The 12701-nt window shown below is 36.6% G+C and carries 10 protein-coding genes and 1 tRNA gene; 6 read left to right on the forward strand and 5 right to left on the reverse strand.

Translation table 11 applies throughout. From position 1 onward, the window contains the following. The first annotated feature begins 54 nt into the window (after nucleotides 1–54). Together RIB54_RS19005 and RIB54_RS19010 are read left to right on the forward strand one after the other, a co-directional pair. Nucleotides 55–693: a hypothetical protein gene (locus RIB54_RS19005; RefSeq protein ID WP_350102371.1), complete on the forward strand. Its 639-nt coding sequence runs from the start codon at nucleotides 55–57 to the stop codon at nucleotides 691–693. A gap of 5 nt (nucleotides 694–698) precedes the next feature. After that, a complete protein-coding gene (locus tag RIB54_RS19010; protein WP_350102372.1) occupies nucleotides 699–902 on the forward strand; it encodes a hypothetical protein in 204 nt (67 codons plus the stop codon). Nucleotides 903–1024: 122 nt separating this feature from the next. On the opposite strand, the gene RIB54_RS19015 is transcribed toward RIB54_RS19010, so the two are convergent. From RIB54_RS19015 to RIB54_RS19035, 5 genes are all read right to left on the reverse strand, one after another. Further along, nucleotides 1025–2206 (reverse strand): hypothetical protein, encoded by a 1182-nt coding sequence (locus RIB54_RS19015; RefSeq protein WP_350102373.1) that lies wholly within the window; start codon nucleotides 2204–2206, stop codon nucleotides 1025–1027. 59 nt (nucleotides 2207–2265) lie between these two features. After that, nucleotides 2266–3420, reverse strand: coding sequence for a galactose-1-epimerase (locus tag RIB54_RS19020; protein ID WP_350102374.1), 1155 nt, complete (start codon nucleotides 3418–3420; stop codon nucleotides 2266–2268). 12 nt (nucleotides 3421–3432) lie between these two features. Next, the gene (locus RIB54_RS19025; RefSeq protein WP_350102375.1) at nucleotides 3433–4518 is read right to left on the reverse strand and encodes a glycoside hydrolase 5 family protein; all 1086 of its coding nucleotides are present in this window, start codon (nucleotides 4516–4518) and stop codon (nucleotides 3433–3435) included. A gap of 257 nt (nucleotides 4519–4775) precedes the next feature. Further along, nucleotides 4776–9002: an SGBP N-terminal domain-containing protein gene (locus tag RIB54_RS19030; RefSeq protein WP_350102376.1), complete on the reverse strand. Its 4227-nt coding sequence runs from the start codon at nucleotides 9000–9002 to the stop codon at nucleotides 4776–4778. A gap of 240 nt (nucleotides 9003–9242) precedes the next feature. Further along, nucleotides 9243–9318, reverse strand: a tRNA-Met gene (locus RIB54_RS19035). Between the two features lie 133 nt (nucleotides 9319–9451). Here RIB54_RS19035 and era point away from each other — a divergent pair. From era to RIB54_RS19055, 4 genes are all read left to right on the forward strand, one after another. Then, the gene (era, locus tag RIB54_RS19040; RefSeq protein WP_350102378.1) at nucleotides 9452–10339 is read left to right on the forward strand and encodes a GTPase Era; all 888 of its coding nucleotides are present in this window, start codon (nucleotides 9452–9454) and stop codon (nucleotides 10337–10339) included. Nucleotides 10340–10415: 76 nt separating this feature from the next. Next, nucleotides 10416–11720, forward strand: a complete 1305-nt coding sequence (gene der / locus RIB54_RS19045; RefSeq protein ID WP_350102379.1) for a ribosome biogenesis GTPase Der — start codon at nucleotides 10416–10418, stop codon at nucleotides 11718–11720. Between the two features lie 67 nt (nucleotides 11721–11787). Then, nucleotides 11788–12012: a hypothetical protein gene (locus RIB54_RS19050; RefSeq protein ID WP_350070425.1), complete on the forward strand. Its 225-nt coding sequence runs from the start codon at nucleotides 11788–11790 to the stop codon at nucleotides 12010–12012. A gap of 80 nt (nucleotides 12013–12092) precedes the next feature. After that, nucleotides 12093–12698: a SprT-like domain-containing protein gene (locus RIB54_RS19055; protein WP_350102380.1), complete on the forward strand. Its 606-nt coding sequence runs from the start codon at nucleotides 12093–12095 to the stop codon at nucleotides 12696–12698. The last annotated feature ends 3 nt before the right edge of the window (nucleotides 12699–12701 follow it).

Raw genomic sequence — 12701 nt, forward strand, 5'->3', positions numbered from 1 at the left:
ATAAGCTGTGTGGCGGAGGGTTTGTTATGAATTTGTAAGCAGAAATTTGATAAAATGGATTGGACAGATTTTAATATAGGTATTGTTGTAAATTCTCCTCAAGGAAAAGGCATAGTACAATCGGTGGACAAATTGAATGATAAAATTCAGCTGACTATTTTAACAACAGGTAAACTAGAGGCTTATAAACTCTCAGAGTTATCGATGGAAACTGGACAAATCAAATTAACATTTAGCAATCAAATAGGACAATTTATTCTACTTTTTCAAAGATTAGAAAATCGACTAAAGGATTTTGTGAATTACACTTTAAACCTAAATATTAATCAGAGTAGATTATTAACCAGTGACTTCACTGCTGGACGACTAAAGTCAAAAGTTGATTGGCTCTTTAAAAACTATGCAAAGGAAGATAATATAAAAAAGTGGAAGGGGATTGGTTTGAGAATTGATAAATTGAGGGACATACGGAACACGCTAATCCATGGATACTTGTTTCATTTCAATGAATTATTTGAACTTGATATGAATTCACTCTATTTCAAAAATTCGAATGGGAAATCTGAAGTACTCGACTACAAAAAATTAAATGTATTAATTGAGGAGTGCATTACTGCCTATTATCTGACGCATGAGCTCTTCATGCAAATAGCTGAACCAATTAAGGCGGAGATTAGCAAGAAAAAAAAGTAAAACCTATGACAAAGTATGATTTTGAAAGTTTAAAATTATCCAATGGTGATTACATCTGGTTAATGAATGAGGGCGGAGAAGGATTTTTTGGCTACTACCTAGGTGACTATGACTTAAGTAAACAAACTTTTAAATTTCAAAATCATTCAAATGGACAAAAAGAAATAATTTATATCATAAAACTTCAGAAGTTACAAAAAGAGAAATAATACAAGCAATTACAATTTTCACTTTAGTAGTTTCATTATTGAAAGCTTCCTTAATTGGTAAACAATGTTTCCTATCCTCAATTGATAATTACTACCTAATCAATTTAAATTATGGACATCATTTAAAGGGATTCTGAAACTCTCCTAAAAATCAGATATTTCAATTTAACAATGATTTTAAATGCTCCGAATCCCGCAAAGAGTACAATCCCGGGTTCCATGGGAATAAAAAAACGGTTGTCCCAATCTACTGTAGACATACCAATAAGTGCACAATTAATTACAATTACAGAAATTACAAATGCCTTTATCGGGCTATAGGAACATTTCAAATATCCAATCACAAAACAACTATATATAAGTGCCAGCCAAATGGCACTATAGGTATTATGCCAAGCACTATAATATGGTCTTTGAAAACTGAGCAAGTAATAAACCTTCTTAACAGCCATTGTAAAAAAGTAACCAGGGTAGTCAGCTATAAATTTTGCCATTCTAACAATACCTACCTCACTTTCCATCACTACCTTCTCAGTATTTTTTAAGGGTACATGAAGTTCTTCCTTATATAAGGGAGAGTCAGGAATAGTGCTCATATAGGTTACCACTTCGCCTTTTACATAAGCCTCTGTAAAATCCCACTTCTGAAACATTAAAGCAGCACCCAAAAGGCTCAAAAGAATGAATGATAATGACAGTATGGCTTTTCTAACCATAGACATCTGCTTTAATGGCTCCTTGTAATAAAATAGAAAAAACACAATGACCCCGATTAAAATTACCACTGAGGTAGGTCGGGTAAAAGATATGGCAAAAAGTAAAATGCCTAGCTTGACAAAGTCCACTTTGAGCCCCTGGAAATGAGCCAAGATATAGACAATAAAAATAGTAAGACTACAAAACAGAGACTCCGACATTAAGGTAGTATTCCAGTGGATACAGTCCCACCAAAAAATAAAAATCAGACAACTAATAAGAGCAGCAGTCTTATTTTCAAAAAGTTTGTTAACGGATTGATAAAGGGCAACCATTGAAAACAATGACAATATGATTTGAAATATAATAATCTGAATTATCTGATCTGGAAAGAACAACCGACCTAAAGCAATAATTGCTACATGCAACCCATAAAAAACATGGTGGAAATCTTCATAACTCCCATGATTTATCAAATAATCTGCCCCTTTTATATAGCCGTTTGCATCATATAAATTGGCTCTTTCGCCCAGCAAATAGAGTATTGTTAGGTTCACAATAAGGCCGAAAGTAATAATTAAAAGTATGTGCCGGCTTTGTTTACTCATTAGCAGCAATGGGTAATATTGATTGAATTTTAAATATTGTCTACCGAGAATTCCTTAGCCTATCTCACCGAGAACTTATAAACTGATTTAGACCGATAAACTTCATCAGGGTTTAATACTACAGACGGAAATTGAGGTTGATTTGGTGAGTCAGGGAAGTGCTGCGTTTCAAGGCACAGGCCTGTTCTGTGAGCATATTTGACACCATCTTTCCCAATTAAACTGCCATCCAGGAAATTGCCAGAGTAAAATTGAATACCTGGTTCAATGGTAAATACTTCCATTAATCTTCCACTCGTGGGTTCGTAAAGTGTAGCGGCCAATTTCAAACTATCAGCAGCTGAAAGTACCCAGCAGTGATCGTAACCCATTCCATATTCCAGCTGTTGGTCATTGTTGTTAATTCTTGCTCCAACTACCTGCTCGTTCAAAAAGTCAAACGGTGTACCTTCAACAGGTCTAATTTCCCCTGTTGGTATTAGCGATTTATCAACAGGTAAAAACCCATCTGCTTCAAGCTTTAAGTGGTGACCCAATATATCACCTTTTACATTTCCGGTAAGGTTAAAATAAGTGTGCTGCGTAAGGTTTACTACAGTCATTTTACTTGTTTCAGCCTCATATTCCACCATCAATTCATTATCGTCTGTTAATGTATAGATCACCTTCACATCCAGCTCCCCCGGGTACCCTTCTTCTCCATCTTTACTGGAATAAGTAAGCTCTAAAGCAGATCCATCTTCCGAAGACAGTTCTTTAATGTTCCAGAACACCTTATCAAAACCCACTAAACCACCATGCAAATGTTGCCCATTATTGTTCTGCGCAAGAACATACACCTCACCATCAAGTTCAAATCTTCCATTGGCAATTCTATTCCCAAATCGCCCAATCAAGGCACCAAAATAAGGTGAGTCTTTCAAATAGCCAGAAAGAGTGTCATAGCCAAGAACTATGTCTTCCAGCACCCCTTCCTTGTTAGGTGTAAGAATTGAAGTAATGATTCCTCCATAATTAATCACCTTCACCTCCACACCGTTCTGGTTAGTAAGCTTGTACTCCAAAACTTGATTTCCCTGATAGGTACCAAAAACTGCCTGCTCCTCCAGTGGAGTATTATCAACCTCTGCTGATTTGTCTTCTGATTCGGTTTTATTAGAGCAGCTGCTTAGCGTTGCACAAGCCAGCAGTATAAAAAATAGGCTTCTTTTCATGATATGAGATTATTAATTAGCACCTGTCAGGCTTTTTATAGTATCAACTTCCGCTTGTTGGTAAGGCGTACCGTCAGACCTGAATATTTCATGAAACCATAACTCAGGCTCAGCACCGTCAGGAATAGGCTCATCCCAGGCATATTTGGTGTTTGACTTACCATCAACAAGGCCCCAATTAATGGCCCCTACATTTTCTCTTTTCAGAATAGGCATGATATTTTGAAAAAAGCTGTTGTTGCGCCTCGCCATATATTCTGTACATACCAAAGGCCTGTTTCTTAGTTTTAGGCTGTCAATAGTCTGTTGGTGATTTTCAGGATCAAGGTAGTTGTGATAGGTGATGACATCAGAATGATCCAATTGAAATTTATTCAAGTCTGTAAGGCTGGCGTTCCAAATTCCAGAACTAAGTGGTTGCGAAGGACGGACTTCCCAAGCCCATTCAAAGACCTTCTCAAGCAGTGGCATTGATTTATTACCATAGCCTGAATTGCCTGGCTCATTATATAAGTCCCAAAGTATAATACGCTCATCATCTTTGAAAGTGGTAAGAATATCCTTTACGTATTTCTCCAGTTCAACAATGAGTTTTTCATCCTTATGCAGCAAGTCACCTGGATCACGAACCCAACCCGAATTATGAACTCCTGGTTTAGGATCTGGCTGTTTACCTGCCTGATATGTAGGATTCCAGCAATCATCAAAAAATACGAAAATCGTTTTTATGCCGTGTTTAGTGGCAATTTCTAAATACCTATTAATCCTTTCCTTAAACCCTTCTTGGTCAACTTCCCAAGCTACATGGTGTAGATAAACACGCATACAATTCATGCCTATATCTTCTGCCCACCCCAGTTCACGATCAATGGTTTCTTCATCAAACGTTTCGGCCTGCCACATTTCGAGCTGGTTTATGGCCGTGCTCGGATTAAAATTGCTTCCCCTTAACCAACCAGTCTTCGTTGACCAGTCTTTGCTTTGTTCGATAGTCCAGATATCCATCTGCTCTTGTTCCTTTTCTGTTGTGTTTTGATCATTTTTGTTCTGGCAGGCAAACAGTGACAATGCCAGAAATGCAAGTGGCAAATATTTCATTACGGTATTATTTAATTGAAATTGCTTTTTAAATGAAGTAATTGGTATTACAGATGGAAATATAAATATATTGGAAATATTAAATGATCCAACTCCATAGTTCAAAACTTCAGTTATGAATGTTAGATTCAGGGGATTCCTGTTAATCTTTTATATGGAAGGTAATAAAGCCTTTTAGAAAGAGGGCTGTACAGAAATTGCGCATAAAAAAAGCCAGCAACTTTCGTTAACTGGCTTTGATTTTATCACTCATGGCGCTAGTTCTTAACTAACTTATAAATTGAGCTCAATCCCTTGTTTATTACTTTCATCAGGTAAACATCATTAGGAAGTTCTGACAAGTCAATTCCATTAATTACACCTGATCTTTTGAACAACTCTTTACCATGGATCGTGGTTATAACAACCTCCAATTCCTCTTTAGAATTAATCACTAAATGATCTTTAACGGGATTTGGGTAAAATTCAAATTGTTCTGCCCCATAAACTGATGTGATCGAGGACACGTTTAAAACATGACTAACAGGTTCTGCCGCTTCGTAATTGTTATTCCCTAATTGAACCGCAGTCACAATTACTTCTCCAGTACCTGTAAAGCTTATTTCGTTCTCGAAAACAATTGCTGGTCCTTCCACTTCATACTCAACAATTAACCCTGAAGATGAAGTTGCCGTTAGCTCGATTATATCAGTATCCAGCACATCAGATACTTCTAAATTGAATTCAATTGTTTGAATAGCTTTTTGTACCTCAACTTGATATGAAATAGTTTCAGCGGGCAAATACAAACCATTACCTTCTTGAATAGCCGAAATAGAGGTAATCCCACCGCCAACAATCACCAAAACATCTCCTTCTATAGTTATTACATCTTCGTTAGAAGATGTATAATTCACTTCTAACCCAGATGAGGTTGTTGCAGCCAAGGGTAGCGCTTCGTCACCAAAAATATACACAAGCTTATCCATTGAGAATTCTATAGTTTGTTCTGCTTTGCCAACTGTTAGTTGGTGTACCACTTCTTCTGCGGGTTGATAAAACTCATTCCCCTCTTGGTTGGCTGATATTACGACAGTTCCTACCCCAACAATTTGCATGTTATTATCAGTGATAATAACAACAGAGTTATCGGATGAAGTGTAGGTAACCTCCAGACCCGATGAGGCTAACCCATCCATTACAACATCATCATCTCCATAAGTACTTTGTGTTGGTAGGTTTAATGTAATTTCCTGTTCCGCTTTTGAAATAGTCAAAGTTCTGGTTAGCTCAGCCGGGTTGAAGTACGTATTACCCTGTTGGTAGGCTGTAATTTCAACTTCACCCACTTTCAATATATTCAGCTGATTTCCAATAACTTGTGCTATTGATTCATCAGAACTGGAAAATAATACTTCTAACCCTGATGAAGCTGTAGCATCTAAAGTCAATTTTCCATCTGCATACGTAATATCATTACGAAATTCATCGAAGAATATCTCCTGATTTTCGGGCACAATTACTTGAAAAGAAGTTCTAACTTCTTCAGCGGCAAAATAAGTGTCGTTACCAGACTGATTGGCAATAATAGTAACCTCCCCTGCATTACCCTCTAGAGTAACCACTGATCCATCTATCATTGCAGGGCCTTCGATAGTTATATTTAAATCAAGACCTGAAGATGAAGAAGCCAATATTTCAAAAGACTCATGATCAAACTGCTTGTCACTAATGCTTTCCATAGTGATGGTTTGTTTCGCCTTCGTTACCTTTAATGTACGCCCAACATTAGAAGCTGGAGCATAGTCACTATTCCCTACCTGGCTAGCAGTAATTATGGTAGATCCAATTCCTACCACTGTTAAGACTCCTCCACTAACTGTTGCTACTGATTCATTCGTACTCTCATATTGAACTTCTAAACCTGAAGAAGATTCACCAACTAAGTTTATTGATTCTGCTGTGACTTCTAGAGAAGGCAACTCAGCAAAGGTTATTTCCTGAAAAAGGTTAGTTACGTCAGAAATGTTTATTATCAATGCCTTACTGAAAGTATTTCCCCCATTATCCGTTGCTTGAACTCTAATGGAATATGAACTCTTTGTCTCAAAGTCAAAAATTGCCTGCGAAAACAATTGATTATTATCTACCAGAAACAAATCATTATTGGTATCACCTGCTCCATCAACCAAAGCATAAGAGTGGGCGTCACCTACATTTAGGTCAGCGCTGCTTAAAATACCAATTAAAGACACCTCATCATTCAATTCTGCAAGTGTATTATTATCCAAAGAAATATCAGTAGGGCTGACATTTTCTTCTTCAATGCTTACTTCCCAAATTTGAGATACCGTAGGGTTTTCAGCGGTTACTTCATATAGCATCACTCCGTAAGAAAAGTTTTGTGTGACACCTGAAGAAGGAGTAACTGATGCGCCATTAGAGATGGTAATTGTTGGAGTAAGGCTGGTTAGGTCTGTACCAACATTAACAATCAACTCTATTGTATGCATAGCATAGTTTATATCTGCTGGAGCAGCCTGTTCTGTTAATGAGAACTGAAGAATATCAGTCTCTACATTTTCACAATCCGTACTAAAATTGGCCGTTTCATCAACATTTACCCAGTTTGATGTTGAAAATGAAGGATTGTCAACCGTTATACACCCAAGGTTAGGGTTATTGGTTAAGTCAATAGTGGTAATCAGCGCATTCTGACCATTGGCTAAATTCAAACTATTCAAAAGGTTTGAACTTAAATCTATGTTTGTTAACTCCGAATTCTGAGATAAATCTAATTCGACTAGCTTTGATCCAGACATATCCAAAATGCTAAGCAGTTCGTTGTTTGAAAGATTAATACCAGTAATTGATGTCTCTTCTGCATACAGCTCTTCTAGCATCCCAAGATTTGATAGTGACAGATTACTTAGGTTGTTATTACTAACATTTAGAGTGACTAATGACACATTTTCCGATAAAACCAACTCAGTCAAATCATTTAAGCTAACATCCAGCCCTTCAATATTAGTGAATGCTTCTATGCCCGTTAAATCTTGAATTGAAGCATTTGTTACATCAATAATCCCCATATAATTTTTAGCCTCATTAAACTCAATTTCATCATTTGAATTGGAATTAATATTAACATCAGCTAATAAAATTGCTTTGAAGTTGGCATCTGGGATATATACCGGACAGCTTTGATAAAATATAGACCAAGAGTCAACATCTGTCCAATTAGCTGTTGAAAAAGTCGGATCATCGACCTGAATACAAAATAACTGTGGGTTATTAGTTGTGCTGAATGCAGTTATTTTATGGTTATTAGCATTAACTAAGTTTAATGATGTTAGATTATTGTTATAACATCTTAGCTCTTCTAATTTGGTATTATTACTTAGATCTAAGGAAATTAATTTATTGTCATTGCAATTAAGCTCTCTTAATAAAGGATTGTTCTGTAAATTCAGAGATGTAAGGTTGTTACGCTGACAACCAATATCCGTGAGGGCTGAATTGGCTGATAAATCTATTGTTTCAAAAAGATTATCATAAAAATATAGTTCTTTTAAGTCCACATTAGCAGATAAGTCAATGTCGCTCAAGGGGTTTTGACCTGTATTTAATCTATACAATTTTGGATTTCCAGAAAGGTCAAGACTGGTAATTTGATTGTTTATACATGTTAATCTTTCTAAGGCTGCGTTGTTACTTAAATCAAGCGTAGTAAAAGTATTATAACCGCATTCCAATATTTTCAGATTTGTGTTAGCAGATAGGTCAATTGAACTAAAGTTATTGTTGCCTATCCATAACTCTTGTAAGGCTGTATTTTGGCTTAGATCTAACGTTGTTAAGTTGCTACTTGATACATTCAAATCGATAAGTAGGGTGTTTTGGCTAACATCCAAAAATGATATATTACTCACACCGCAATTAAGATTTCTCAACAATACGTTCTGCGAAACATCCAGGGATGACAGGGCATGATTATTTCTAACCGTTAGGTCAGTAATATTTATATTGTTTGATAAGTCGAGACTAGTTAGTTGATTCCTATCGAGATTAACATTTAAAAGACCTGTATTCTGTGATAAATCTATGCTTGTCAGATTATTGATATGAGCTCTAAGTGTTTGGAGTTTTGTATTAGCTCCCAGGATTAAGCTAACAAGATCATTTTCGTTGCACCATAATGAACGTAAATTGAGGTTACTGCTAAGATCTAACTCCGTTAAGTTATTGTTATTACATTCCAGACCAATTGCATTTATAAAAAATTCGATTCCTGACATATCCGAAATACCCGCACTGCGTAGGTCCAAAATGCCATTGAAGTTCTCCGCTTCGGTTATTTGTATCCTGCCATCCTCATTAGTGTCAATAACCGGATCATGACTTAGTAAAGCATTTTCTAAATTGACATCATTAAAGTCAATATTTTGAGCTGAAAGCGTCCCAATCAAAAATATTTGAATCGAAAGCAGTAATAAATATTTCACTGTCATTTATTGTTAAATTGAATATAAACTTCTTCTAAAGATGGAATTTGGCCATGTGACCTTTACCAGGTAATGGACTTCGGAACTACAGAATCTTTAAATAAAATTGTAATAATTTGGATTAAAAAAGGGCAAAGTTAAAAACTTGTCATACAATCCACAATAGAGCAAACAAAATAATAAATGAATATTGGATATTCTTAATAAAAAAAGCCAGCAACTTTCGTTAACTGGCTTTGATGGTAGCGGGGACTGGACTCGAACCAGTGACCTTTGGGTTATGAGCCCAACGAGCTACCAACTGCTCCACCCCGCGGTATATTTTTGGTAATTTTTATCTCATTATAGCAGCACTTTTGCCACTTTCGTTCCCCTCATTTTCAAAAGGATTACAAAGGTAGTGATCATAATTTAAAAATCAAGTACCTTCGCAAAATATATTTTTAAACTTGGAACAATCTCCCTCACATAAAGCTGGCTTCGTAAGCATAATAGGCAAACCCAATGTGGGCAAATCAACCCTAATGAACCAAATGGTGGGCGAGAGACTGTCTATTATAACTTCAAAAGCCCAGACTACCCGACATAGAATAATGGGAATTCTCAGTGGTTCAGATTTCCAAATAGTTTATTCTGACACTCCGGGGATATTAAAACCTGAATATGCACTGCATAAATCGATGATGAAATTTGTCAGCTCTTCCTTGTCAGATGCTGATGTGGTGCTCTTTGTTACTGATATATATGAGACATTTGATGCAGAATTTGAAGAAATACTTAAAAAAATAAATGTCCCGTTCATCTTTATATTAAATAAAATAGATCAGGCAAAAGGCACCCAGGCTGAAGATAAAATGGCCTATTGGAAAGAGCATGTAAAAGCTGATGTATTCTTGTCGATATCGGCTTTAGAAGGCCAAAACATTGATAAGGTTTTTGAGGCTATATTAACCAACCTGCCTGAACACCCTGGGTATTTTCCTAAAGATCAGCTTACAGATAAACCAGAAAGGTTTTTTGCAGCGGAGATTTTAAGGGAAAAAATATTTACCAACTACAAAAAGGAGGTTCCTTATAGTACAGAAGTAGATATTGAAGAGTTTAAAGAGGATGAAAAAATCATCAGGATCAGGGCAATAATCTTTGTAGAAAGAAAAAGTCAGAAAGGAATCATCATTGGGCACAAGGGTGAGGCGCTAAAAAAAGTAGGTATAGAGGCGCGAAAGGATATGGAGCAGTTTTTTGGCAAACAAATCTATTTAGAGACCTTCGTGAAGGTGGCAGAAAACTGGCGCAAAACAGATAGTAATTTAAAAAATTTCGGATATAAGAATTAGCGCTAAGAAACAAGCAGCAAGAGGTAGGGAAAACTTATATCTTGAAGCTTGAAGCTTAACGCCTGAAGCTAAAAAAATGGCAAATATAGTAGCAATAGTAGGTCGTCCTAATGTGGGTAAATCTACTTTATTTAATCGATTGGTAGAGAAGCGTAAAGCCATCATGGATGATGTGAGCGGTGTAACCCGCGACAGACATTACGGCCATGGTGAGTGGGTTGGAAAGTTTTTCACTGTCATAGATACCGGGGGTTATGTAACCGGCTCAGAAGATAAATTTGAAAGCGAGATTAGAAAACAAGTTGAGCTGGCCCTTGATGAAGCTACTGTAATACTATTCATGGTCGATTCTTATGCGGGGCTAACGGACCTTGATAAAGATTTTGCCAATGTGTTAAGGTCGTCAAAAAAGCCAGTATTTATTGTAGCCAATAAAGCTGACACCACCGAGCGCTCCCACATGGCCATGGAGTTTTATGAGCTTGGTTTAGGAGAGGTATATCCCATAGCGGCAGCTTCAGGTTCCGGAACTGGTGAGCTTTTAGATAAAGTAGTTGAGCATCTTGATGAAGGTATAGAAAATCCTGAAGAAGGGATTCCACGAATAGCCATTTTAGGCAGGCCAAATGTTGGCAAATCTTCATTTCTAAATGCCTTGCTTGGCAAAGAGAGAACAATAGTCACTGATGAAGCAGGCACGACAAGAGATGCCATAAATACTAGATATAAAATGTTCAATAAGGATTTTATCCTTACTGATACAGCTGGTATTAGGAAAAAAAGTAAGGTCAAAGAAGATATAGAATTCTATAGTGTACTTCGATCAATACAAGCATTACAAGACAGTGATGTCTGTATATTTTTAATTGATGCCACACTTGGATTGGAAGGTCAGGATATGAGTATTATTGGACTTGCCCAAAAATACAACAAGGGTATGATCATTATGGTCAACAAGTGGGATTTGGTTGAAAAGGAAAATAACACTGCTGAAAAATTTAAGAAAGAACTGGTGTCTAAACTTGGCTTGTTAGACTATGTGCCAATAATATTTACTTCTGTAATTAAGAAGCAAAGAATATTCCAAGCCATTGAGAAAGCCATTGAAGTTCATGATAATAGAATAAGGAAAATACCTACCTCAAAGCTTAATGAATTAATGCTCCCTGAGATTGAAAACAATCCTCCTCCAGCCTTAAAAGGTAAATACATCAAAATAAAGTACATCACTCAGTTGCCAATACATACGCCAACTTTTGCATTTTTCTGCAACCTCCCGCAGTACATAAAGGCACCATATGAGCGCTATTTGGAGAATAAGCTTAGGAAACACTTTGATTTTGAGGGGGTCCCTATTCGTTTGTTTTTCAGAAAAAAATAACATGCCCTTGATCTGTATCTTTATTTGTAGCTATATTTGCCCTTTACAAAACCAAAACCTGTGAAATATGAAAAAGTTATTAGCATTTTTGTTAGTAGTTGGATTTTCTCTAACATTTGTTGCTTGTGGTAATCAAGCAAAAGAAGACACAACAGCAGAAGAAGTAGTTGAAGAAGCTGCTGATGATGCAGAAGAAGTGGTTGAAGAAGCTGCTGACGAAGCTGAAGAAATGGTAGAAGAAGTTGAAGAGGCTGCTGAAGAAGCTGCTGATTCTACTGAAGTATCAGAGTAATCATTTAAAATTTCTTAAGGGCTTTAATCTTGGTTCTACCAAGTTAAAGCCTTTTTTTATGCCCTATTTTTTATACTTCATTGACTGAGACACAAATCTTTAGACTTTTAGCGGCTCATGTGCCCGAAGCTGCTGTTGATTACTGCTATAACCTCTGGGAGGTACACAAATTTATATTTAAGGTAAAGGCCAAAAGAGCCACTAAGCTTGGTGATTATAAATACAATCCTACGCATAAGTCTCATAAGATAACTGTCAATAACGATCTTAATAGCTATTCGTTTCTTATCACATATCTGCATGAGGTAGCACACCTAATTACTTACAAACAGTTTGGCAGAAAGGTATTACCTCATGGCACAGAATGGAAAAGTAATTTTAAAAGTATTACCCTTCCTATGATGACTACTGCTGTTTTTCCCGATGACGTACTGCGAAAACTGGCTAACTACATCAAAAACCCAAAGGCCTCCTCTTGCAATGATCATCACTTGATGAAGGCACTTAATGCTTATGAAGAAAATGATAGCACATTCCTTTCTGATGTAGCAATAGGTGCCGCATTTAAACTTGGTGCCAGGGCCTTTAAAAAAGAAAGCCTCAGAAGAACGCGCTTTGTATGTCAAGAAATTTCTACAGGCAGAAAGTATCTTATCTCTAGAACGGCACTTGTTGAACTCATTTAGCCA

The sequence above is a fragment of the Fulvivirga sp. genome, assembly GCF_040218215.1.
Classification (GTDB): Bacteria; Bacteroidota; Bacteroidia; order Cytophagales; family Cyclobacteriaceae; genus Fulvivirga.

Bases quoted from the DNA above. Each gene is read 5' to 3' on its own strand.
- RIB54_RS19050 (WP_350070425.1), top strand. From the start codon at position 11,788: ATGAAAAAGTTATTAGCATTTTTGTTAGTAGTTGGATTTTCTCTAACA.
- der (WP_350102379.1), top strand. From the start codon at position 10,416: ATGGCAAATATAGTAGCAATAGTAGGTCGTCCTAATGTGGGTAAATCT.
- RIB54_RS19025 (WP_350102375.1), bottom strand. From the start codon at position 4,518: ATGAAATATTTGCCACTTGCATTTCTGGCATTGTCACTGTTTGCCTGC.
- RIB54_RS19020 (WP_350102374.1), bottom strand. From the start codon at position 3,420: ATGAAAAGAAGCCTATTTTTTATACTGCTGGCTTGTGCAACGCTAAGC.
- RIB54_RS19010 (WP_350102372.1), top strand. From the start codon at position 699: ATGACAAAGTATGATTTTGAAAGTTTAAAATTATCCAATGGTGATTAC.
- RIB54_RS19015 (WP_350102373.1), bottom strand. From the start codon at position 2,206: ATGAGTAAACAAAGCCGGCACATACTTTTAATTATTACTTTCGGCCTT.
- RIB54_RS19005 (WP_350102371.1), top strand. From the start codon at position 55: ATGGATTGGACAGATTTTAATATAGGTATTGTTGTAAATTCTCCTCAA.